The sequence below is a fragment of the Pseudomonas bananamidigenes genome (assembly GCF_001679645.1).
In the GTDB taxonomy this organism is placed as follows: Bacteria; Pseudomonadota; Gammaproteobacteria; order Pseudomonadales; family Pseudomonadaceae; genus Aquipseudomonas; species Aquipseudomonas bananamidigenes.
Genome location: NZ_LRUN01000029.1, coordinates 49,367 through 72,000 on the forward strand (window position 1 = coordinate 49,367; position 22,634 = coordinate 72,000).

At 61.3% G+C, this 22,634-nt stretch carries 25 protein-coding genes and 1 tRNA gene; 18 read left to right on the forward strand and 8 right to left on the reverse strand.

Features of this window, described 5'->3' with window-relative positions; translation table 11 throughout:
- Positions 1–6 precede the first annotated feature (6 nt).
- From BBF94_RS10935 to BBF94_RS10945, 3 genes are all read left to right on the forward strand, one after another.
- Entirely contained in the window at positions 7–381 is a 375-nt protein-coding gene (locus BBF94_RS10935; protein WP_065259048.1) for a hypothetical protein, read from the forward strand.
- A 62-nt stretch (positions 382–443) separates the two neighbouring features.
- Positions 444–869 (forward strand): cell wall hydrolase, encoded by a 426-nt coding sequence (locus BBF94_RS10940; protein WP_065259049.1) that lies wholly within the window; start codon positions 444–446, stop codon positions 867–869.
- Positions 869–1,372 carry a lysis system i-spanin subunit Rz gene (locus tag BBF94_RS10945; protein WP_065259050.1) on the forward strand — a complete coding sequence of 168 codons (504 nt, stop codon included), beginning with the start codon at positions 869–871 and terminating at the stop codon, positions 1,370–1,372. Before BBF94_RS10940 ends, BBF94_RS10945 begins: the two co-directional genes overlap by 1 nt.
- On the opposite strand, the gene BBF94_RS10950 is transcribed toward BBF94_RS10945, so the two are convergent.
- From BBF94_RS10950 to BBF94_RS10960, 4 genes are all read right to left on the reverse strand, one after another.
- Complete coding sequence (locus tag BBF94_RS10950) at positions 1,362–2,045, reverse strand: SOS response-associated peptidase family protein (protein ID WP_065259051.1); 684 nt, start codon at positions 2,043–2,045, stop codon at positions 1,362–1,364. The two genes, BBF94_RS10945 and BBF94_RS10950, sit on opposite strands and share 11 nt — an antisense overlap.
- A 51-nt stretch (positions 2,046–2,096) precedes the next feature.
- Positions 2,097–2,462, reverse strand: a complete 366-nt coding sequence (locus BBF94_RS27580) for a hypothetical protein (RefSeq protein ID WP_141676574.1) — start codon at positions 2,460–2,462, stop codon at positions 2,097–2,099.
- Between the two features lie 78 nt (positions 2,463–2,540).
- Positions 2,541–2,750, reverse strand: coding sequence for a hypothetical protein (locus BBF94_RS10955; protein WP_065259052.1), 210 nt, complete (start codon positions 2,748–2,750; stop codon positions 2,541–2,543).
- A gap of 264 nt (positions 2,751–3,014) precedes the next feature.
- Positions 3,015–3,102: transfer RNA gene (locus tag BBF94_RS10960), tRNA-Ser, on the reverse strand.
- A gap of 123 nt (positions 3,103–3,225) precedes the next feature.
- Here BBF94_RS10960 and BBF94_RS10965 point away from each other — a divergent pair.
- Positions 3,226–3,897, forward strand: a complete 672-nt coding sequence (locus tag BBF94_RS10965; protein ID WP_065259053.1) for a Bax inhibitor-1/YccA family protein — start codon at positions 3,226–3,228, stop codon at positions 3,895–3,897.
- Between the two features lie 72 nt (positions 3,898–3,969).
- Here the strand turns inward: BBF94_RS10965 and BBF94_RS10970 are convergent, their stop codons facing one another.
- Together BBF94_RS10970 and BBF94_RS10975 are read right to left on the reverse strand one after the other, a co-directional pair.
- Positions 3,970–4,296 carry a YceK/YidQ family lipoprotein gene (locus tag BBF94_RS10970; RefSeq protein WP_065259054.1) on the reverse strand — a complete coding sequence of 109 codons (327 nt, stop codon included), beginning with the start codon at positions 4,294–4,296 and terminating at the stop codon, positions 3,970–3,972.
- A 40-nt stretch (positions 4,297–4,336) separates the two neighbouring features.
- On the reverse strand, positions 4,337–4,774 hold the full coding sequence (locus BBF94_RS10975) for an Lrp/AsnC family transcriptional regulator (protein WP_064381847.1): 438 nt from the start codon (positions 4,772–4,774) through the stop codon (positions 4,337–4,339).
- Positions 4,775–4,911: 137 nt separating this feature from the next.
- Between BBF94_RS10975 and BBF94_RS10980 the strand changes: the two genes are divergently transcribed.
- Complete coding sequence (locus BBF94_RS10980) at positions 4,912–5,805, forward strand: DMT family transporter (RefSeq protein ID WP_065259055.1); 894 nt, start codon at positions 4,912–4,914, stop codon at positions 5,803–5,805.
- Between the two features lie 3 nt (positions 5,806–5,808).
- Here the strand turns inward: BBF94_RS10980 and BBF94_RS10985 are convergent, their stop codons facing one another.
- Complete coding sequence (locus tag BBF94_RS10985) at positions 5,809–6,849, reverse strand: FUSC family protein (RefSeq protein WP_176704445.1); 1,041 nt, start codon at positions 6,847–6,849, stop codon at positions 5,809–5,811.
- A gap of 46 nt (positions 6,850–6,895) precedes the next feature.
- The gene (locus BBF94_RS10990; RefSeq protein ID WP_065259056.1) at positions 6,896–8,521 is read right to left on the reverse strand and encodes an NADP-dependent glyceraldehyde-3-phosphate dehydrogenase; all 1,626 of its coding nucleotides are present in this window, start codon (positions 8,519–8,521) and stop codon (positions 6,896–6,898) included.
- Positions 8,522–8,775: 254 nt separating this feature from the next.
- Between BBF94_RS10990 and BBF94_RS10995 the strand changes: the two genes are divergently transcribed.
- The 13 genes from BBF94_RS10995 (at position 8,776) to BBF94_RS11055 (ending at position 22,305) form a co-directional block, all read left to right on the forward strand.
- Positions 8,776–9,129 (forward strand): c-type cytochrome, encoded by a 354-nt coding sequence (locus tag BBF94_RS10995; RefSeq protein WP_065259057.1) that lies wholly within the window; start codon positions 8,776–8,778, stop codon positions 9,127–9,129.
- A gap of 76 nt (positions 9,130–9,205) precedes the next feature.
- Positions 9,206–10,534: a D-arabinono-1,4-lactone oxidase gene (locus BBF94_RS11000; RefSeq protein WP_176704446.1), complete on the forward strand. Its 1,329-nt coding sequence runs from the start codon at positions 9,206–9,208 to the stop codon at positions 10,532–10,534.
- 74 nt (positions 10,535–10,608) lie between these two features.
- On the forward strand, positions 10,609–11,817 hold the full coding sequence (locus BBF94_RS11005) for a DSD1 family PLP-dependent enzyme (RefSeq protein WP_176704447.1): 1,209 nt from the start codon (positions 10,609–10,611) through the stop codon (positions 11,815–11,817).
- Between the two features lie 284 nt (positions 11,818–12,101).
- A complete protein-coding gene (locus BBF94_RS11010) occupies positions 12,102–12,713 on the forward strand; it encodes a transposase (RefSeq protein ID WP_082302392.1) in 612 nt (203 codons plus the stop codon).
- A gap of 73 nt (positions 12,714–12,786) precedes the next feature.
- On the forward strand, positions 12,787–14,382 hold the full coding sequence (locus BBF94_RS11015; RefSeq protein ID WP_065259061.1) for a ShlB/FhaC/HecB family hemolysin secretion/activation protein: 1,596 nt from the start codon (positions 12,787–12,789) through the stop codon (positions 14,380–14,382).
- A 13-nt stretch (positions 14,383–14,395) separates the two neighbouring features.
- The gene (locus BBF94_RS11020; protein WP_065259062.1) at positions 14,396–16,195 is read left to right on the forward strand and encodes a DUF2341 domain-containing protein; all 1,800 of its coding nucleotides are present in this window, start codon (positions 14,396–14,398) and stop codon (positions 16,193–16,195) included.
- An 11-nt stretch (positions 16,196–16,206) separates the two neighbouring features.
- Positions 16,207–16,632, forward strand: coding sequence for an ExbD/TolR family protein (locus tag BBF94_RS11025; protein ID WP_007955109.1), 426 nt, complete (start codon positions 16,207–16,209; stop codon positions 16,630–16,632).
- 3 nt (positions 16,633–16,635) lie between these two features.
- Positions 16,636–17,340 (forward strand): energy transducer TonB family protein, encoded by a 705-nt coding sequence (locus tag BBF94_RS11030; protein ID WP_065259063.1) that lies wholly within the window; start codon positions 16,636–16,638, stop codon positions 17,338–17,340.
- A gap of 39 nt (positions 17,341–17,379) precedes the next feature.
- On the forward strand, positions 17,380–19,077 hold the full coding sequence (locus BBF94_RS11035; RefSeq protein ID WP_065259064.1) for a putative porin: 1,698 nt from the start codon (positions 17,380–17,382) through the stop codon (positions 19,075–19,077).
- A 17-nt stretch (positions 19,078–19,094) separates the two neighbouring features.
- Positions 19,095–19,724, forward strand: a complete 630-nt coding sequence (locus BBF94_RS11040; RefSeq protein WP_065259065.1) for a DNA repair protein — start codon at positions 19,095–19,097, stop codon at positions 19,722–19,724.
- A gap of 17 nt (positions 19,725–19,741) precedes the next feature.
- Positions 19,742–20,209: a YbjN domain-containing protein gene (locus tag BBF94_RS11045; protein WP_065259066.1), complete on the forward strand. Its 468-nt coding sequence runs from the start codon at positions 19,742–19,744 to the stop codon at positions 20,207–20,209.
- An 11-nt stretch (positions 20,210–20,220) separates the two neighbouring features.
- A complete protein-coding gene (locus tag BBF94_RS11050) occupies positions 20,221–21,153 on the forward strand; it encodes a peptidylprolyl isomerase (protein ID WP_404820934.1) in 933 nt (310 codons plus the stop codon).
- Positions 21,154–21,327: 174 nt separating this feature from the next.
- Complete coding sequence (locus BBF94_RS11055; RefSeq protein WP_065259068.1) at positions 21,328–22,305, forward strand: LysR family transcriptional regulator; 978 nt, start codon at positions 21,328–21,330, stop codon at positions 22,303–22,305.
- Positions 22,306–22,634: the final 329 nt, after the last annotated feature.

Sequence of the window (22,634 nt, forward strand, 5' to 3'; positions counted from 1 at the left end):
TTGAAAATGTATTACAGCGCCATGAAAAACAGTTGGTACGACGACCCCGCAAACTATCCAGACTTCCCGTCTGATGCCGTGGAACTGAGTGCCGCACAATACGATGAGTTTGTGCGTTTTCGCCCAGTTGATAAGCAGATAGTGCCCGGTCCTGATGGTTTGCCAATGATCGTGGAGATCCCGGTTCCGAGCCAGCGAGAACAGATCGAGGCGAAGCGGTTGCAAGCATATGCCGATCCCATTACAGGGTCAGATCGGTTCTTCTCGGAGGCTGCTCGACTTCAAATGATGGGGGCTGCAGAGAGCGAGATTCAGGTAGCCAGGCAGACAGGTCTGAATCGGTACGCCGAGATACAGGCCAGCTTCCCTTGGCCAGAGTAACCATCAAATCAATTAACCCATAGCCCGCCAAGTGCGGGCTTTTTGTTGTCAGGAGAATCGTAATGACTGCAACGGAAAAAGAGCGCGACATTCTTGCGCGCACGCTGTGGGGCGAGGCTCGCGGTGAGGGCGCGGACGGTCAAGTGGCCGTGGCGTGGACGATCCGCAACCGCGTGAACGATGGCAAGACCAATTCATGGTGGGGGGAAGGTTACGCCGGCGTCTGCCAGAAGCCCTATCAGTTCAGTTGCTGGAACAAAAACGATCCGAACTTCCCGTACCTCAGCGGTGCTAAGCCGATCTCAAGCCGCGAGCTTGCTCAAGCACGGAAGGCCGCTGACCAGGTGATTGATGGCAAGGTTTCGGATCCCACTGGCGGCGCCACGCACTATTACGCCACCAGCATGAAACTTCCACCGGCTTGGGCCGCGAAGGCGAAACAGACCTGCAAGCTGGGCGGCCACGTCTTCTTCAAGGATGTGCCGTAATGCCTGGGCTGTGGAGAGCGGCGGGTGTTCTGGCGTTGGTGCTGATCGGCGCCGCCTGCGCCTGGCAGTTCCAGGACTGGCGCTACGGTAAGCAGTTGGCGGAACAGGCCCGGTTACACACCGAAGCCCTCAATCAGCTGACCCAGGCGGCGGCCACTGCGCAGCAGGCCGAACAGGACAAGCGGCTGGCGCTCGAGCAGCAGCTGGCCGCCAGTGACAAAACCCACTCCGAGAAAATGACCAATGCTCAAAAAGAACAGGCTCTTCTACGCGATCGCCTTGCCACTTCTGATCTGCGGCTGTCAGTCCTCCTCGATGCGGGTTCAGCCGGTGGCTGTTCAGTGCCTGCCACCGCCGGCGCCGGCGGCGTGGTTCATGGCCCCGTACGAGCCGAACTTGACCCGGCGCATGCTCAACGAATTGTCGCCATCACCGACGAAGGTGACCGGGGATTGATTGCACTCCAGGCCTGCCAGGCGTACGTGCGAGAAATCACGCGCTGATGGGGCGGATCAGGTCGGGGCCTTGGTTGCGGACATTGCCGACGGCGCGGTCGACCTTGAGCCATTCGAAAGCCTCAGATGGCTCTCCCTGGTGCAGCACCATCTGCTCGGCGCGTTCTTTCGGTGTTGCTGGGGCCAGCCATTCGCGGGCAAGCTCTGGCGGGAGAACTACCGGGCGCCGGTCGTGAATGTCGACCATGCCGCCCGCGCTGTCTGCGGTGATGATGACAAAGCCATCATGCTCGCCCGGGTCATGTTCTTCGTTCGGATACTGGCCGATTGCGGCACAGAAGATCGGCGACCAGTCCCGATGCCGGATCAGGTAGGGCTGCTTTTTCGGGCCGCCCTCGTCAACCCATTCGAACCAATTGTTGATCGCGATGATCGCCCGGTGCGGCCAAATGGCGCGGAAGAATGGGCCGTGGGCGACTTTTTCCACCCTGGCGTTGATCGGCGCGGCGCGATCCTTGGCCCAGTGCGGGCGCCATCCCCAGCGAACCATATCGGCATGCAGGAACTCACCTTCCTGATGGAAGAGGGCAAGTTGAGCGGTCGGCGCGGCGTTGTATCGCTCGAAAGGCTGCTCGCCGGTTGAGTTGACCAAGGCGTTCGGCATGCTGAGCGCTGCCACGAAGTCGTGAATACCGCTGTACTGGGAGAGTCGTCCGCACATTGTCAGGTCCTCACATGAGCCTTCAGCGTAGACCAGCGGGCGTCAGCTTCGTCACAAACGTTTTTCGTCGCAGTTTTCGCAAAAATACGACGACTCTTCTCGCTCTCGAGCATCCCTGAGCAGGCGCTGGTTTTCATTGAACAAATAGTTTCTATTGTGCTCGACGTCGGCGAGTCTTCGCCTTTCGCTCAGTAAATCTCCTTCGGTGTACTGAAGCTTCGCTCTGAGAGAATCCCTCTCCTGCCTGAGCGCATCATTGTCTCGAACCAGGCCATGAACATTTTCCAGCGCTCGCTTGAGGTTAAGGGTGAGCGCTTCGAATTCGTTTTCATACATCCGGAGCTGATGCCGGCAGGTTTCGAGTGGAGTTGGGCAGCCGAGCCAGTCGTCGGTGTTTTCGATATCGGAGGGATTCACGGGAATGCCTAGCTGTGTACTGTTTGGATATACAGTAATCGAGACGTGGCGGGCGGGCGAGGCTGAAGCGACGAGCTGTCAGTCAGGCGTCATCAATACGGCCAGGGTCATCTTGATGAACTCCTCATTCCGATCGATTGCGGCCAGAGACTCGCGAACGTTTTCCGCCACGTCGGCGGATCCGCGCTGCTCGACCCAGAGCGTGAGCTCCATGATGGCTGCCTCAAGGGCAAGCTGGTTTTCGTTGATTTTGAAGAGCAGGGAAGGGAGCAGATCAGAATTGGACATTTCGGTTTCCTCCGTGGACGAAACCAGAGTAGCAGGGGAAGTTTTAGGTCGGCAGAACGCCGGGGAGGGACGTGCACGATATGCGGAATGTGCATATCGCAGATTATGGCGAACGCCACCGGCGGCGATGGTAATTCGCTTTCTACAGCTTAGTTTTAGGACGCGTCCGAAAACGCTGCAACAAATCGATCTTTCTGCACTGACGCAAGCCAACCGCCAGAAACGACAAAGCCCTGAAAAATCAGGGCTTTGTCGTACATAAGATGGCGGAGGCGATGGGATTCGAACTCATGGACCTGTTACAGTCGACGGTTTTCAAGACCGTTGCCTTAAACCACTCGGCCACACCTCCGTTTGCGTTGCGGGCGCCATAATACCTGAATGAAACACACTGTCAAACTCTGTGCATGGCTTGTTACAGAGCGTCTGTTATGATCTTTGCGACTGAACGTTTCAAACCAACAGGAGTGTCGCCATGCGCGAACAGGATTACGCAGTTCACAACAGCGTGCAGGCTGAGCAGCTAGAGGTTAGCCGCGTCCTGCGCAACACATACGGCTTGCTGGCGCTCACCCTCGCATTCAGCGGTGTGATGGCTTTCGTGGCTCAGCAGATGCGCGTCGGCTACCCGAACATTTTCGTGGTGCTGATCGGCTTCTACGGGCTGTTCTTCCTGACCAACAAGCTTCGTGATTCGGCCTGGGGCCTGGTGTCGGCATTTGCCCTGACCGGTTTCATGGGCTTCCTGCTCGGCCCGATCCTCAACCGTTACCTGGGCATGCAGGGCGGCGCCGAAGTGGTCAGCTCCGCCTTCGCAATGACCGCGCTGGTGTTCGGTGGTCTGTCGGCCTACGTGCTGGTCACCCGCAAGGACATGAGCTTCCTCGGTGGTTTCATCACTGCCGGTTTCTTCGTCCTGCTGGGCGCGACGCTGGCGAGCCTGTTCTTCCAGATCAGCGGCCTGCAACTGGCGATCAGCGCAGGTTTCGTGCTGTTCTCGTCGGTGTGCATCCTGTTCCAGACCAGCGCCATCATCCACGGCGGCGAGCGCAACTACATCATGGCGACCATCAGCCTGTATGTATCTATCTACAACCTGTTCATCAGCCTGTTGCAGATCTTCGGCATCATGGGTCGCGACGATTGATAGCGACAACGCTATAAACAGAAAACCCGCGAAAGCGGGTTTTTTGTTGCCTGCGAAAAAGAAAGCAGGCGATCAATTGATCACGATGCTGCCATCGGCCTGTTGCTTATAGATTGTGTAGGGCAACAGCAATGTATCGAGCACTCCCGACACGGCCGCATCGACCAGCAGGCCAGGCGTCGCGTTCTTGTAGTTGAACGCATCGACGTCATCCGGCTTTTCGGCGTGCAGCAGGCAGAAGTCGTACGTCACGCCACTGTAGATGCGCGGTACAGCGCCGCAGTAGGATTTATTAGCCTTCAACTGTTCGGTGGAATGCTTGTCACTGAATGCTACGGTCTGCACCGTACCGCACCCAGCCAGCATCAACGCCGCCAGCATCATTGCCTGATTTTTCATGCCGCCAATCCTTCGCCGGAAAAGACTCAATCTACGCCGCTCACGCCATCGGCGGCAATCGCCGCTTGACCGGGGTCTTCTTGACGATGGCGGTATTGGTTTCCGCCAGGGTATTCAGCCGATCGAGCAGGGTGTCGAGCTGCTCCATCGAACGCACATGCAGGCGAGCGATAAAACAGTCCTCGCCGGTGACCTTGTCGCACTCGGTGAATTCGGGAATCGACAGAATCTGCCGTTCCACTTCCTGCAACTGCCCCGGCAATGGCCGTACCCGCACGATGGCCTGCAACTGGTAGCCGAAGCACTTCGGATCGATCTCCACGGTGTAGCCCTTGAGTACGCCGCGCTCTTCCAGCCGACGCAGACGCTCGGCCACGCTCGGTGATGACAACCCGCTGATTTGTGCCAGGGCCTTGAGCGAACGTCGGGAGTCTTCCATCAAGGCCCCGATCAGGATCTGGTCGATGTCGTCGGTCATACACAACTCCTGCATTAGGTGAATGACGCCAGTCACCCTCGATAAAAAAGGCAGAAATCGAGTTTAGCCTGCTTTTTGCGCTGGAGAAGCCCCGGTCTCGCTTGGCATACTTTTGCCACACATTAAGGAGATTGATGATGGACAAAACAATCCGTCGCGGCTCATTCGAAATGACCGCTGCCATGCTGATATCCGGGACGATCGGCTGGTTTGTGCTGGTGTCCGGGCAACCGGTGCTCGACGTGGTGTTCTGGCGCTGCGTATTCGGCTCCGGAACGCTCTTGCTGATTTGCGCCGCATTCGGTTTTCTGCGCCCTGGCATTCTGACCCGCACCACATTCCTGTTGGCGGTGCTCAGCGGTGTGGCAATCGTCGGCAACTGGGTATTGCTGTTCGCTTCGTATTCACGGGCCTCGATTGCCATCGGCACGGCGGTGTACAACGTGCAGCCGTTCATGCTGGTGGGATTGGCGGCGCTGTTTCTGGGCGAGAAGATCACCCTGCAAAAGCTGTTCTGGCTGGCGATTTCATTTATGGGGATGCTGGCCATCGTCAGTGCCCATGGCGGGCAGGGTGGTGACGGCAGCGATTACCTGACGGGGATCGCACTGGCGCTGGGGGCCGCGTTTCTGTACGCCATCGCCGCGTTGATCATCAAGCGCCTGACCGGCACGCCGCCACACCTGATCGCCCTGATCCAGGTCTGCACCGGTGTGCTGCTGCTCGCACCGTTCGCGCATCTTTCAGCGCTGCCGCAGGCGCCGAGTGCCTGGGCCAGTCTGGTGACGCTGGGCATCGTTCACACCGGTTTGATGTATGTGCTGCTTTACGGCGCGATCCAGAAATTGCCCACGGCACTGACCGGCGCACTGTCGTTCATTTATCCGATCGCGGCAATTTTCGTCGACTGGTTTGCCTTCGGCCATCAACTGCAGACCCTGCAATGGGTCGGCGTGGCAGCGATCCTGCTGGCCGCTGCCGGCATGCAACAGGGCTGGGGTTTCAGGTCGCGGCGTCTGGCGGCGCAGTAATCCTCAGATGTTCCAGCGCGGCGCTGTTTTCGCCAGGCGCTGGCGCATCTCGCCAATGTTGGACGCCAGTTGCCGGGTCAACAGTCGGTAACCGTCCAACGGACTGTAAACCGGCGCGTCGAGGCTGGCGTCCGACAATTCCAGCGGACGCCCAAGGCGCTGGGTCGCACCGGTTTTCAGGGCCCGGGCCATGCCGATCAGTTGCACACGGATCTGCCGATGCTCGGCCTTCAACGCCGATTGCAGATGCGCCATGGCTTCAGGGTCATTGGGATCCGGACGGGTATTGCCGAGGATTTCCAGGGTGCTGATGCACATGCGCAGGTTGCGCTGGATCGCATCCAGTTCGGTCATCGAGACCTTCACCTCCTTGGACACCGACGGCATCAGCGAACGCAGTTGCACCATCACCGTGTTCAACCGGCCCATCAGTTTCAAGTGTTCATCGGCGGAAACCGGCTCGCCGCTGATGATCCGCCCATACACGGTTGCACAGTCGCGCAACGCATCGGCCAGGTTGTAGCGCCACGAATACACCGCGTACAGCGGCAGGGCGAAGGAAAAGGCCAGGGCCAAAGCGATACCGATCAGGATATCGACCCCGCGCCACAGCCCGTCGGTGATCGGGTTGTCGCCATGCCCGGCGACGATGAAAACGGTGATGGCCGAGAGCAGGGCGGTGTAGCCGCCCTTGCCGATGGCGTGATACGAGAAAAATCCGCACACCACGGCCATCGCGAAATAGGTCAGCCACGGCAGGCCGAGCCAAGCCTGTTGCGCCACCAGTAACAAGCCGACGCCGGCGCCGATCAAGGTGCCGGTGGCGCGCTCGGCGGCTTTCTTGCCGATGTTGCCGTGGTGCTGCAAACCGCCGATCACCACCAGCATGGTCACCGACGCCCATTCGCCGTGGGGCAGGTTGATGCCGGTGGTCAACAGGATCGTCGCCAGCAACCCCAGCGCCACCCGCACCGCGTGAATCAACCGCGCGTGGCGGTAGCGACGGTACGGGTCCAGCAGCGGCCGCAGGATCCGCCGCAACAACGGCGGCCAGCGGTGGGGGCTGAAAGTGCTCAGCGGTGATTCCTCCTCAGAAGATGTAATCGGTGGCGATGAAGTTCGAATCGCGTCCGCGAATGATTTCGCTGATCAGATCCTTGTTCGGCTCCTGGAACTTGGTGGCCACCAGCGTACGGATCGAAAACACCCGCAGCGCATCGTGTACCGACAGCGTGCCTTCGGCGGAGTTCTTGCGCCCGTTGAACGGGTAGGTGTCCGGGCCGCGCTGGCACTGTGCATTGAGGTTGATTCGCCCGACCTGGTTGGCAAAGGTGTCGACCAAACGACCGACCGCCACCGGGTTGGTGCCGAAGATGCTCAGTTGCTGGCCGAAGTCCGACTCCAGCACGTAGTCGATCACGGTATCGAGATGGCGATACGGCACGATGGGTACGACCGGGCCGAACTGCTCTTCCTGATACACGCGCATCTGCGGCGTCACCGGGTACAACACCGCCGGATAGAAGAACGACTCCCGTGATTCGCCGCCATTCGGATTGACCACCTGGGCGCCCTTGCTTTGCGCGTCGGCGACCAGCCCATGCAGATAATCAACCTTGCCCGACTCCGGCAACGGCGTCAGCGAAACCCCGCTGTCCCACGGCATGCCGGGTTTGAGGCTGGCCAGTTTTGCGTTGAATTTTTCGATGAAGCTTTCGACCACATCTTCATGCACGAACAGGATTTTCAGTGCGGTGCAACGCTGGCCGTTGAACGACAGGGAACCGGTGACAGCTTCGCTGACAGCATTGTCCAGATCCACCTCCGGCAGGACGATGCCGGGGTTCTTCGCATCCAGCCCCAGTGCGGCGCGCAAGCGGTGTGGTTTCGGGTGCAGCTTTTTCAGGTCGCTGGCGGCCTTGTTGGTGCCGATGAAGGCGAAGATGTCGATCTTGCCGCTGGCCATCAGCGCACTGACAGTCTCGCGGCCGCTGCCGTAGATCACGTTGATCACGCCGGTGGGGAAGCTGTCGCGGAAGGCTTCGAGCAGCGGACGGATCAGCAGCACGCCGAGCTTGGCCGGTTTGAACACCACGGTGTTGCCCATGATCAGCGCCGGAATCAGCGTGGTGAAGGTTTCGTTCAGCGGATAGTTGTAAGGGCCCATGCACAGCGCCACGCCAAGCGGTACGCGGCGGATCTGGCCGAGGGTGTCCTGTTCCAGTTCGAAGCGGCTGGAGCGGCGGTCGAGTTCTTTCAGCGCGTTGATGGTGTCGACGATGTAGTCGCAGGTGCGGTCGAACTCTTTTTCCGAGTCCTTGAGGTTCTTGCCGATTTCCCACATCAGCAGTTTCACCACGGCGTCGCGCTGCTGGCGCATGCGCCCGAGGAAGGCTTCGACGTGCTGGATGCGTTCCGCTACGCGCAGGGTCGGCCACAGGCCCTGACCACGGTCGTAGGCGCGTACCGCAGCGTCGAGGGCGGTGAGGGCGGTGTCGGCGTCCAGCAGCGGCGTGCTGCCGAGGATCACTTGTTCGTCGCCGTTGTCGCCGTGCAGATAGACCGGGCTGCGCACGGTGGCGAGCGGGCCGTCCCAGCGGCGCAACTGGCCGTCGACCAGGTACTCGCGTTGTTCGACCTGGCCGCCGAGGCGGTATTTTTCCGGGATGTCGCTGACAGAAGGGAACAGATTGCCAAGGATGTTTGCTGTGGTCATGTCGCTACCCGCGTGTCATTGAAAAAGTCTGTAACGGTTATACGCCTGAATGTGCCGAAATTTAAACCCGCAAATGTCACGCGAAACCGCACAGCAGAGCGGGCATCCACACATGATCGTTCCCACGCGGAGCGTGGGAACGATCGTCTTCGGTAATGGGCTGGCCCCGTTTGCCCCCCTCAATGTCCCGCAATGCCCTCAACCCGCCGACCTGCCTGCCTTAAGGTGTGACCACAACAATAAGCGAGGCCGTTATGCGGGCAATCCGACTCACATTATTACTGGCATTGGCCATGACGCTGCCTGGCTGCGGCGAAGACCCAAAACCCCCGGCCAGCACGAATAACGCCATACCCGCAGACCCGGCGCTGGCGCAGATCTACACCAACAGCTGCCAGCTCTGTCACGCCAACCCCGCCGCGAACGCGCCACTCACCGGCGACCGCAAGGCATGGGAGCCGCGTATCCGTCAGGGCGCCGACACGTTGCTCGACCACGCCATCAACGGCTACAACGGCATGCCGCCGATGGGCCAGTGCGTCGAGTGTTCGGAAGAACAATTTCTTCAATTGATCGGCTTCATGGCCGGTCAGCCGCTCCCACAATAAGGATTCTGGCATGCCGATAGATCTGACACGCCGGCAGTTGTTGCAGCGGGCAAGCATTGTCGGTGCTTTCAGCGCACTGGCTTCCAATCCGGCGCTGGGCCAGTTGATGCGTGCGCCCCGGCTGATTCCGTGGCGCAACTGGTCAGGCGGGCAAAGCTGTCTGCCGGCAGCACGGGTGGCCCCGAAAAATCTGGATGAATTGACGACCGTGATTCAACAGGCTGCGGGCAAGATCCGCCCGGTCGGCTCGGCACACTCCTTCAGCGCATTGGTGCCCACCGACGGCACGCTGCTTTCGTTGAGTTACTTCAACGGTCTGCTGGATCACGATCCGAAGACCCTGCAGGCCGAGTTCGCCGCCGGCACGCCGATGTCGCGCATGGGCGTGCCGCTCAAGGACGTCGGTCAGGCCCTGAAGAACATGGCCGACATCGACTACCAGACTCTCGCCGGGGCCATCTCCACGTCGACCCACGGCACCGGCAAGACTTTCCAGTCCTATTCCGCCCAGGTCTGTGGCCTGCAACTCGTGACGGCCAGCGGCGAGGTGCTGGACTGCGACAGCCAGCGTCACCCCGAGGTGTTCAACGCTGCGCGGGTGTCCCTCGGTGCGCTGGGCGTGGCGACGAAAATCCGCCTGCAAAACCGCCCGGCCTATCGCCTGCGCGAACGTCAGTGGATCGCCAAAACCGAAGAGCTGCTGGAAGACCTCGACAAGAACACAAGCGAAAACCAGCATTGGGAAATGCTCGTCGTCACTCACTCCGACTACGCCTTGTCGATTGCCCTCAACGAAACCACCGACCCGGCCACGCCACCGATTCCCCCCGAAGAGGAGGGCGGCAACGAGTTCGTGACCCTGATCGAGAAGCTCGACAAGTACGGCAGCGATTTCCCGGGCCTGCGCACTTCGCTGCTCAACAGCATGCGACATCTGGCGAGTTTCGAGGATCGGGTCGGCGACTCGTTCGACATCTACGCCAACGTGCGCACCGTGCGTTTCAACGAGATGGAGTATTCGGTGCCCGCCGAACACGGCCCGGCGTGCCTGCGCGAGATTCTCAAGCTGATCCGTGACAAGGATCTGCGCACCTGGTTTCCCATCGAGTACCGCTACGTCAAGGCCGACGACATTCCGCTGAGCATGTTCGAGGGGCGCGACAGCTGTTCGATCTCGGTGCATCAGCATTACCAGATGGACCATCACAATTTCTTCGCCGCCGTCGAGCCGATCTTCTGGAAGTACAACGGCCGTCCGCACTGGGGCAAGCTGCACACGCTCAATGCCCGCACGTTGCAGACACTGTATCCGCGCTGGCAGGAATTCATTCAGGTGCGCGAGGCGCTGGACCCGAGCGGCAAGTTCCTCAACGCGCATCTGTCGTCGATTCTGGGGGTGAGCTGATGGCGGTCAATCGACGCAATTTTGTACTCGGCACTCTGGGTGTCGGCGCTCTGCTGGTGGGTGTGGGCGCGTGGCTGCGGCCGGCGGATCGCGGCGGGCCTTACAGCGAATATTTCCGGGCGCTGAACCATGAACTCAAGACCAAAGGCCCGATGCGCCCGGTGTTGCTGATCGATCTGGATCGCCTCGACCACAACATCGACGTGGTCATGGGCTCGGTCAAACGCAGCGGCAAACACCTGCGACTGGTAGAGAAATCATTGCCATCGCCGGGGCTGCTCAGCTATATCGGGCAACGGGCCGGGACGCAGCGATTGATGTCGTTTCATCAGCCGTTTCTCAATCACGACGCGCAGGTTTACCCGCAGTCCGACATCCTGCTCGGCAAGCCGTTGCCGGTTCGTTCTGCCGAGCTGTTCTACCAGACCCACAAAGGCCCGTTCGACCCGTCGAAGCAACTGCAATGGCTGCTGGACGGGCCTGAGCGGTTGCAGCAGTACCTCGCACTGGCCCAAGGTCTGGGTACGCGGATGCGGATCAACATCGAGCTGGACGTCGGCCTGCACCGGGGCGGCGTCAGCGATCTGAACGTGCTCGGGCAGATGCTTGCGCTGATCGCCGCCAACCCGCAGCACTTGGAGTTTGCCGGGTTCATGGGCTATGACCCGTTCGTGGGCATGGGCGTGCCGGGGATTCTCGGCTCGCCCGAAGAACTGTTCGCCAAGGTGATGGTGATTTATCAGCGCTGCGTCGACTTCACCCGGCAGCAATATCCGGCGCTGTGGCACGACGGCCTGTGCCTGAACACCGCCGGCAGCCCGAGTTATCGCATGCATGAAAACGAAAGTCTGAGCACTGAAGTGTCGGTGGGCACGGCGATGCTCAAACCCACCCACTATGATCTGCCGTCGCTGGTGGAGCATGTGCCGGCCACCTACATCGCCACCCCGGTATTGAAAAGCACCGGCGCGGTGAACATCCCGGCGCTGGATGACAAATCAAAGCTGTTCTCGTGGTGGGACGCCAACCAGCGTCAGACTTTCTTCATCTATGGCGGCAACTGGATGGCCGAGTTCGAATCGCCGCCGGGGCTTCAGAGCAACGGTATTTACGGACGCAGCTCGAATCAGGAGATGGTCAATGGTTCGAATGCGGTGGGGCTGACGGTGGAGGATCAGGTCTTTCTGCGGCCGACGCAGACCGAGGCTGTCCTTCTGCAATTCGGTGACTTGCTGGCGATGCGTGGCGGCAAGATCGTCGAGACCTGGCCGGTTTATACCTGACCAAAAAAAAAGCTCATCCTTGTGGGAGCGAGCTTGCTCCGGGCGGCGTTCCGACGAAGGCGTCCTTTCAGTCACCTTTTATTTGGCTGACACACCGCCTTCGCGAGCAAGCTCGCTCCCACAGGTTTTTAGGGTGCCTGATCGATCTCATACGATTTCTGTAATGAAGCTTTTATGACAAAAGTTCGGTAGCACATCGCCAGTCCGGTCATGCCTATGTAACGCGCTTGAAGGGCCCTTGGGGCACTTTTCACAAGCCGAGGCGGGACGCCGGGAGTGAGGCAATGGGGACTATGGAACGCTACTCGAAAGTGGGCATGCAGGAACTCGATCAACGCCTGTCGAAGATCGTTGAAGCGGCGCGCAAGAAGCCGGTTTCGGTGTATCGCTACGGCGCGCCGTGGGTCTGGATCGTGTCGCAGGATGACTGGCAAGGGGCCTTGAAGGAAGTCTCCAGCTACATTCCGCCGGGTCATTCGCTGGTGCTGCTGCGCCCGCAGATCGACGATCTGTTCGACGCTCACGCCGATCTCCTGCACGAGCTCAACGCCCGGCCCGGCATGCTGATCCCGGCGCAAACGGTCATGCATATCCTGCTCCTGCAACTGCTGTATTCGGTGCCGAGCGAGCAGCAACTGTTCGAACAACTCAATTACAACCTGCTGTTCCGCTGGTTCGTCGGCCTGGGCCTGAACCAGAAAGTCTGGAGCTACAACGTCCTCAGTCGCGACATCGCCACGCTGCTCAACGAGCCTCGTGCGGTGCTGCTCATTCAGAAAGTCATTGGTGAAGTGTTCTGCGGTGCCTTGCTGCAAATGCCCGAGTTCTCCTTGAACTTCGCGCTGCTGCACACCTGGCTCGGCAAGCACGCCTGCGCCCCGCACGTCAGCAACTGACAGCGGCCAGCAACCGACGCAATACACAGGGCGCCGAGACGCCAACAGGTCATCGCGAATTTCAGGGGGTAGTGTGGAGCAGATTTTCACGTCACGGCTGGCGCTGTGGGGCTGGCTGCTGGTGACGGCGGGCGTGCAGCCGGCGTTCGCCGACGAGGCCGAAAACAAATCGGCGCAGCGTCTGGTGGACGTCAACGAATACTTCGTGCGCGGCAACACCGTGCTCGATGCCCGGGCCATCGAAGAAGCGGTGTACCCGTTCCTCGGCCCGCAAAAAGCCCTGAGCGACATCGAAGGCGCCCGCGATGCCTTGCAGAAGGCCTATCAGGAACGCGGCTACCAATCGGTGTTCGTCGAGCTGCCGGAGCAAGCCGTGGCCGATGGCATCGTCTACCTGCAAGTCAGCGAGACCAAGGTCGGCCGGGTGCGGGTAGTCGGCGCCAAACACTATTCGCCGCTGGACATCCGCGACAACGTTCCGGCGCTGAAAGAGGGCGAGGTGCCGGACTTCGCCAAAGTCCAGGGCGAACTGGCGCAACTCAACAAGACTCCGGGCCGGCAGGTCATGCCGCTGGTTCGCGAAGGCCAGCGCCCCGGCACCATGGACGTGGACCTGCAGGTCGAAGACCAGAACCCATGGACCGCCAGCGTGGGTCTGAACAACGACTACAGCGCCGACACCGAAAAGCTCCGCGCCGTGACCAGCCTTGGCTATAACAACCTCTGGCAACTCGGCCACAGCCTCAACCTGACTTACTTCACCGCACCGCAGGACACCGACAACGCCAAGGTCTGGTCCGGCTCGTACACTGCGCCGCTGACCGACCGCTGGAGCGTGCAGTTCTCCGGTTATCAATCCGACAGCAACGTCGCCACCATCGGCGGCAGCAACGTGCTCGGCAAGGGCCACTCCTATGGCGTGTCGGCGATCTACACGATTCCGTCCAGCGGCAGCTGGTCGAACTCGCTGTCGGCCGGCATCGACTTCAAGGACTTCGACGAACGCCTGACCCTGTCCGGCGAGAGCGATAAGGTGCCGCTGAAATACGCGCCGTTCACCTTCGCCTACAACGGCTATCGCTACACCGAAAAGAGCCAGCTAGGCCTCGGTCTGAGCCTCGTTGCGGCTACCCGCAGCATTTTCGGCTACGGCAGCTCCGACGAAGAGTTCGACTACAAGCGCTACCGCGCCAAGCCGAGTTTTGCCGTGCTCAAGGGCAACACCAGTTTCACCTGGACCTTCGACAACGACTGGCAAAGCGCGAGCAAAGCCGCGTTCCAGCTGGCGTCGGGCCCACTGGTATCCAACGAACAATTCTCCGCTGGCGGCGCGACCTCGGTACGCGGCTATCTGGCTGCCGAACGCACCGGTGATGACGGCGTGTTGCTCAGTCAGGAAGTCCGCACGCCTTCGCTGGCCAAGTACGCCGGCACCTGGATGCAGGACTGGCGCTTCTACGCCTTCGCCGAAGGCGCGCAACTGTATCTGCGCGACGAATTGCCGGATCAGGACGCCAGTTACGCCCTGGCCAGTGTCGGCCTCGGCACCCGCGCCAGCCTGAGCAAATGGCTGTCCGGCAGCGTCGACTGGGGCTATCCGCTACTCGAAGGGCCGAACACCTCGAAACAGGAATCGCGCCTGCACTTCAACCTTCAAGCCACTTTCTAAAGGAGCACGTTCCATGCAGCGCCTCATTCTTTCGTTGTTGATCTGCCTGGGCTTCGTGCTCCCGGCCACGGCTCAGGCCTGGTGGCAGGACGACTGGCATTACCGCAAACAGATCGCCGTCGACACCACGCCGCAGGGCGCCGGGATCAATCAGGCCCTGGGCCGCACCGCGCTGCTGGTGCGCCTGCACACCGGCAACTTCACCTTCGACGGCGTGAAAGAGGACGGCTCGGATCTGCGTTTTGTCGCCGCCGACGACAAGACCGTGCTCAACCACCAGATCGAAAGCTTCGATGCGCTGATGGGCATGGCGCTGATCTGGGTCGATGTGCCGAATGTCGAGGGCGGTCAGCGCCAGGACATCTGGATGTACTACGGCAACCCGAAAGCACCGGCCACCGGCAACGGCCAACTGACATTCGATCCGAATTACACCGCGCTCTATCACTTCGACGGCGCCACCGGCACCCCGGCAAAAGACACCACCGCCTACGGCAACACCGCGCAGAGCGCAACCGGTGCCGCCATCGACGGCGTAGTCGGGCGGGCCCTGCAGTTCAGCGGCCAACCGTTGTTGCTGCCGGCCAGTCCGTCGCTGCAGCATAACGCCGGTAGCGCCTTCACCTTCAGTGCCTGGCTGCGACTGGATCAGGCCAGTGGCGAGCAACTGATCCTGGCCCGCCGCGAAGGCGCCAACAGCCTGCTGATCGGTGTGAATCAGGGTGTGCCGTTCGTGGATATCAGCGGTCAGCGTGCTGTCGCCACGCAACCGCTGAATCCCGGTCAATGGCAGCATGTCGCGCTGACCGCCGAAGGTTCGAAAGTGACGCTGTACATCAACGGCCGCGAAAGCGCAGCGCTCGCTCAAGCGATGCCGGCGTTCAATTCGGTCATGGCCATCGGTGCGGACCTTTCACCGGGCGCGTTCCAGCCGTTCGTGGGCGCCATCGATGAACTGCGCCTGTCGAAAGTCGCCCGTCCGGCGCCATTGTTGCTGGCTGACGCCACCTCCCAGGGCGCCGAGTCGAAACTGGTGGCCTACGGGGTCGATGAAGAACAGTCCGGCTTCGGTTTCGGCAGCCTAGGTTTCCTGCTCAATGCCGTGCCGGTGGATGCGTGGGTGATCATCGCGGTGCTGGTACTGATGATGTTTCAGTCGTGGTTCATCATGCTGCGCAAGAACCGCACCCTGAGCCGTGTCACCGCCGCCAACGAAGCATTTCGCGAGCAATTCGCCAAGGTCGGCACGCGCCTGGAAATGTTCGCCGACGACGCGCAGCTCGCCCAGCGCTTGCAGCACTCGCCGCTGTGGCGCCTGTATCAGGTGGCGGTGAAAGAAATCCGCACCCGCCGCGAGCAGGGCGCCGATACCTCGTCGGTTTCGGCCGCGACCATCGAAGCCATCCGCTGCTCCATGGACGGTGTGCGCACCCGGGAAAACCAGCAACTGAGTTCGAAACTCTCGACCCTGTCCAACGCGATTGCCGGCGGCCCATACATCGGCCTGCTCGGCACCGTGCTGGGGATCATGGTGGTGTTTCTCGGCACGGCCATGGCCGGTGACGTCAACATCAACGCCATCGCCCCGGGTATGGCGGCTGCGTTGCTCGCCACGGCCATGGGACTGTTCGTCGCCATCCCGGCGCTGTTTGGCTACAACCGCCTGATCACCCGCAACAAGGAAGTCAGCGCCGACATGCGCGTGTTCGTCGACGAGTTCATCACTCGTCTGGCGGAGATGCACGGCGAAGGTCAGTCCAGTGAAGCGGCGCATCAGCGCGGCCATCACGTCAACCACTCCGTACCGGCCTGAGGAGCACTGACATGGCGTCCGTAAATGCCTCCCACGACGATGATGAAGATGCAGCGGTGGACAGTATCAACATCACCCCGCTGGTGGACGTGCTGATGGTGGTGCTGGTGATGTTCATCCTCACCGCCACCGCGCAGGTCTCCGGGATCCAGATCAACCTGCCCAAAGCCAGCGCCGCGGTGTCGCTGTCCGAGGCCAAGACCAAGGCGATTTCGGTCAACGACGGCGGCCAGGTGTTCCTCGACGCCTACCCGGTGACCCTGCCGGAGCTCGAAGAGCGCCTGCGCATCGAGAAGGCGCAAAACCCGGACTTTCCGGTGATCGTGCGTGGCGATGCCACGGTGCAATACCAGAAAGTCATCGAAGTGCTGGATCTGTTGCGCCGGCTCGAACTGTCCCAGGTCGGTCTCGTCACCGGCAAACCGACGCAGGGCTGAGTCATGACTGCACAGATGCCGATCGAACCGCTGCCGGTGAAGAAATCGCCCGTGCGCTACGTGAAGTGGGGCGCCGGGTTGATCCTCGGCGCGCTCGCCGCGTGGTTCCTGTGGCAGTGGGCCAACGACATGAGCGGCATCCGCCGTGAAGCGCCGAAGGTGCCGACGATCATTCCGTTGCCGCCACCGCCACCTCCGCCGCCGGAAAAACCGCCGGAGCCGGAAACCCCGGTGGAAGAAAAAGTCGTCGAGCCCGAGCCGACGCCCGAGCCACAGGAAGTGAAACCCGAGGAAGAAGCGCCGCCATCACCGGCGGACGACCTGGCCAACCCGATGCAAATGGACGGCGACGCCCAGAGTGGCAACGACGCTTTCAACATCGGCGCGGGCAAGGGCGGCGGCATGGCCGGTGCGGGTGGTGGACGTGTGGGCAACGGCACCTACAGCCAGTTCCTCGCGTTCACCTTTCAGAAGCTGCTGCGGGAGAACCCGGACCTGCGCAGCCTCGCGTTTTCGCTGCAGGCCGATGTGTGGCTCAGCAGCGTGGGTGAAATCACCCGGGTCGAACTGGTCAAGTCCAGCGGGCACCCGGACATCGATACGCAGGTTCTGGCCGCGCTGCGCAATGCGCCTGCTTTGAGCGAACGGCCTCCCGCCTCCATCACCTTGCCCGTGCGCATGTCCCTGCAAGGGCGGCGTCCGGGTTAACCGAATTCATAAAGCTGTATGAAAAGGAGTTGTGTGCAGATGATTTCCAACGTGAATCGATTGTCCCTGGCGGTCGGCATGGTCATCGCGACCCTCGTCGGTCAGGCCGCGGCAGCGCCTGCGCCCTCGGAGAACGCCACGATCAATCTGATCCGCTTGCTGGTCGAGCAGGGCATTCTGAAACAGGACAAGGCCGACGCGCTGATCGCCCAGGCCCAGAACGAAGCGGCACAGGCCAGGCAGGCTGCGGCGTCTACTGCTGTAGCAGCCGGGCCGGTCGCCGCCCCGGGCGATGTGCGGGTGCAATACGTGCCGGCGGCGGTGCGCGACCAGATCCGCGATCAGGTCAAGGCTGAAGTCATGGCCACCGCCAAGCAGGAAAACTGGGCGGCGCCCAACATGTTCCCGGACTGGGCATCACGCATCAGCTTCGACGGCGACATTCGTCTGCGGGACGAATCGCGCTACTACTCGGGCAGCAACAGCAACGAAATCGTCGACTTCGCCAAGCTCAACAACAACGGCCCGTACGACGTGAACCCCAACAGCAGCACAGCCTTGCCGCCGTTGCTCAATACCCGCGAAGACCGTACCAACGTGTTCCGCCTGCGTGCGCGTCTGGGCATGAAAGCGGAGATTTCGCCGCAATGGACCGCCGGCATCCGTATCGGCACAGGTTCCGACAACAACCCGGTGTCGACCACCCAGAACCTGGGCGGCGGTTTTGCCAAAAAGGACATCTGGCTCGATCAGGGTTACCTGACCTGGAAACCGTCGGATGAACTGACCCTGACCGGTGGCCGCTTCGCCAACCCGTTCATGTCCACCGACATGCTGTATTCCAACGACCTGAACTTCGACGGCGTGGCGGCGATTTTCGACCACAAGCTCAGCCGCGACTGGGGTGTGTTCGGCACCGTGGGCGCGTTCCCGGTGGACTACACCAACGACACCACCACCAGCAACGGCTTCGACAAGGAAGAAAGCGACAACAAGTGGCTGTACGGCGCGCAGATCGGCGCCAAGTGGGCGATCAACAGCAACCACCGCTTGAAAGGCGCGCTGGCCTATTACCGTTTCGATGACATCGAAGGCCAGCGCTCCAGCCCTTGCGAACCCTGGGCCGGCGCGCCGGGCTGCGACAGTGACGGCACCCGTGCGGCGTTCATGCAGAAGGGCAACAGCGTATTCCTGCTGCGTGACATCACGCCGAACCCGCTCAACCCGACCACCACGCCGCAGCCGCAATTCGTCGGTCTGGCCTCGGAGTTCAACCTGCTGGACCTGAACCTGGTCTGGGACGCCGACCTGCCTGCCGACTTCAAACTGCGCAGCCAGGGCAACTACATCCACAACCTCGGCTACGACGAAGGCGACATGCGCAAGCGCTCGGCGGGGCAACTGGTCAACAACCTCGACAGCAGCGGCAACATCGAAAGCGGTGCCAATGCGTGGATGGTGCAGTTCACCCTGGGCAACGCGCTGGACCTGAAGAAGCAGGGCGACTGGAACCTGTTCGCTGGCTACAAGTACATCCAGCCGGATGCCTTGCCGGACGGTTTCAACGACTCGTCGTTCCACCTCGGCGGCACCAACGCCAAGGGCTACATCCTCGGTGGCAACTACGGTCTGGCGAAGAACGTCTACGCCACCGGTCGCTGGATGAGCACCGAGGCGGTGTATGGCGCGCCGTTCGACATCGACGTCTTGCAGCTCGAGATCAACACGCGCTTCTAAGGCGCCGGGAGAGGCAAATGCACACGCGAATCTTGTTGTTGGGTCTGGGTTTGATCGCTGCCACCGGGGCGAGCGCCGAAGGCATGGAAGAGCGCCTGCGCACCCAGTTGCGCAGCACCACCCAGCAACTGCAAACCCTGCAAAGTCAGCAGGCCCAGGCCAGCGCCGCGCAACTGGCGGCGCAGAACGAAGTAAAGGCTGCCCAAGCGCAAATCAAGCAATTGACCGCTGAACTGGCCAAGGCCAAAGGCCTCGCCGAACAACTGGCCGGGCAGCAGCAAAGCCTGCACAACCAGGCCCAGGCGCAGGTGGCGGCCAGCAACGAGCAGATCGGCAAGTTCAAGAAGGCCTATGACGAGTTGCTGGTCATGGCCCGTGCCAAAGAGGCAGAACGGTCTAAGCTTCAGGCGCAATTGGCCGAACGTGACACACAAGTGCAGCAATGTTCGGTCAAGAATCAGCAAATGTACGGCGTGGCCAAGCAAATCCTCACCGCCTACGAAAACATCGATGTGGCCGAGGTGATGAAGATCCGCCAGCCCTTTGCCGGCAGCGCCCGGGTCAAGTTCGATGAACTGGCCCAGGGCTTTGGCGATGAACTGTACAAGACCCAATTCGATGCGCCGCAAGCGGCGCTCGCACACTGATGAACAAGGAAGAAGTCATGACTCAATTGATCAGTCACGTATCCCCGCAATCCCTGACCGAAGTGCTGCAAACCGCCGGTTATCGCGTCAACCAGACCGAGCAGAACGGCATCGTCCAGTTGCTCAGCGCCAGCCAGGGCATCGGTTACGCCGTGCGTTTCGGCAACCCGGCGGTGGCGGAGCAGGGCAGCTACGTCGACTTCACCTTCAGCTGCGCATTGCGCGTACAGGGTGAGCTGCCGGCGGGCGTGGCCGAGCAGTGGAACGCGACCCGCCGCTTTGCCAGGTTGTCGTTGCAGGGCGAGTTTCTGGTGATGGAAATGGACGTGGTGGTGGCCGCTGGCGTCAGCAGCGATTACCTGCGCGGCAATCTGGAACTGTGGGATCGCCTGTTGCAGGAGTTCATCGTGTATCTGCGTGACTTCACCCAGAACGCTGCTGCCGCCCAGGCTGCAAAGGTTGAGCAAGAGGAAGTCGCGCTGTGACAAAACCTGCCATGGTGATCAGCGCCGCTGCGGTGGCGCTGTTGGTGGTGGCCGTGGCGCTGGTGGTGCGGCCGGGTAATGACCCGGTCGCCGCCCAGCAACCGGCGCCGGTCGTGGGCGCCAGTGCCGGGCCTGCGGTGGCGCGACTGGGCAATCAGCAGGTCACGCCGGAGGAATTGCAGGCGTTGCTGGCGGCTGTTCCACCGCAGACCCGCGAGCAACTGCGCGGCAATCGCGAGGCGCTGGAGCGCTGGATTCGTTCACGCCTGGCTGAAAAAGCCGTACTGGAACAGGCCGATGCCCAGGGCTGGGCGCAGCGTCCCGACGTTGCGAGGCAAACCCGTGCGGCCACCGAACAGATCGTTTTTCGCGATTACTTGCGTTCGGTCAGTCAGGTGCCGGCGGATTACCCGAGCGCCGCCGAATTGCAGCAGGCCTATGATGCGGGCAAGGCCAATTGGCAGACCCCGGCGTTGTACCGGGTCAGCCAGATTTTCCTTGGTGTGAACGAGCCGCAGAACCTTGAGGCGGTTCGCAAGCAGGCGGTGGAGCTGAGCAAGAAGGCCCAGGCATCTCCGGCGGAGTTTGCGGCGCTGGCCAAGGAGTTTTCCCAGGATCGCCTCACCGCTGAACGCGGTGGCGACACCGGCCTGCAACCGTTGCAGCAACTGGTGCCGGAAGTGCGTGGCAGCGTGGCGCGACTCAAGGTCGGCGCGGTTTCCGACCCGGTGCAAAGCAGTGCCGGGTTCCACGTGATCAAACTCACCGAACAACAACCGGCGCGCACCGCGACCCTTGATGAACTGCGTGATCAACTGACCCAGGCCTTGCGTGCCCAGCGTCAGGAACAGATCGCCCAGGCGTATCTGGACGGCATGCTCAATACCGCGACGCTGAGCATTGACGGGGCAGAACTCAACAAGGTGCTGGAGGAAAAACTGTAATTCAGATCCACCACTGAACCCCTGTGGGAGCGAGCCTGCTCCGGGCGGCGTTCCGACGAAAGCGTCTGCACATTCAACACTTGCGGTGACTGAAACGCCGCCTTCGCGAGCAGGCTCGCTCCCACATGGGGATGTGTGGAATTCATAAATACAAAGATCGACAGGGAGTCATCGATGTCATTCACCGAACCCGCAGGACGACAGGGCAGCCCCGATTTTCGCTGGCCGCAGGAAAAGGCCGAACCCTGGCTGGCGCAGGTCGCGAAAATAGAGGGCGACATCGCGCAATACTTTCTGGTCAGCGCCCGTTGCGGCTGCTTCATGCAGGCCGCCCGCAGCCTCAACGTGCGTTCGACCCTGTTGCGCAAACAGCTGGCGCAGCTGGAACAGCAACTGCAATGCGCGCTGTTCAGCTTTCAAGGCAGTGCCTTGACCCTGACCCGCGAAGGCCAGCAATTGCAGGCGCAACTGGTCGCGCTGGCCCACGAACGCAAACTGCCGGTGATCGAGCAACCCTTGATCAGACTGGCCGTCGCCGAATCGATCTTGCACGACATCCTCGGCCGCGATCTCATCGCACTGCTGCGCCGCAACGCCAGCGTGCGCCTGGAAATCATCGCCCTCGACAGCGAACTGGCCTTGCGCGCCGTCAGCGCCGACATCGTGCTGTGGCTCGCCCATGGCGACACTCCGCATCCAGGCCCGACCTTCGCCACCAGCGAACCGCAGCGCCTCGCGCAACTGGAGTACCAACCGCACATCGCCAAACGCTACTCCCGCGTCACTGCTCGCCCTGAAAGCCCGGATGACCTCGCCGATTTCATGCTGGTGCAATGGCAGCATGACCGGCAGATCGACAGCTTCCGGCCCTGGAACAATCTGGTCGAGCAACGTCTGGCGGGCGTGGTGCAGATGCAGTCCTACGAGCTGATGCTGGAGATGATCCGGTGCAGCGCATGCATCGGATTGCTGCCGATGTACATGAGCCGGTTTGATCGCGGGTTGGTGGCGTTGCCGGGTCTGTTTGACGAAGCGATGCGGTTGCAGGCGTGGTTGGCGGTTAATTCCGCATCGCGGGATGTGGCTGAAGTGCAGACGTTGGTTGAGTTGATTCAGCGCACGTTCAATGAGCGGCAGGAATGGTTTGAGTAGTTTTTCTTAGATCGTTCCCACGCTCCGCGTGGGGAATGCAGCCCGGGACGCTCCGCGTCCCTTCCAGAGCTGGAACGCGGAGCGTCCCTTGAGGCATTCCCACGCGGACGGTTCGACGCCTCGACGTGGGAACGATCAGTCTATAGTGGCGCCTCGGCCTTCAATTCCAGATCGCGGACTGCGAGACCCGATCGCTGATTCTTCAGCGACCCGGAAACGATAAAACCCACCCTCAAGGCCCACAAGCCGGCGGATTCTGGCGGATGCACAGGCAATGGCGCAAGGCGTTGTGGCTTGCCGGACGTTTCGGCCAACGGCTTTAAACAGGC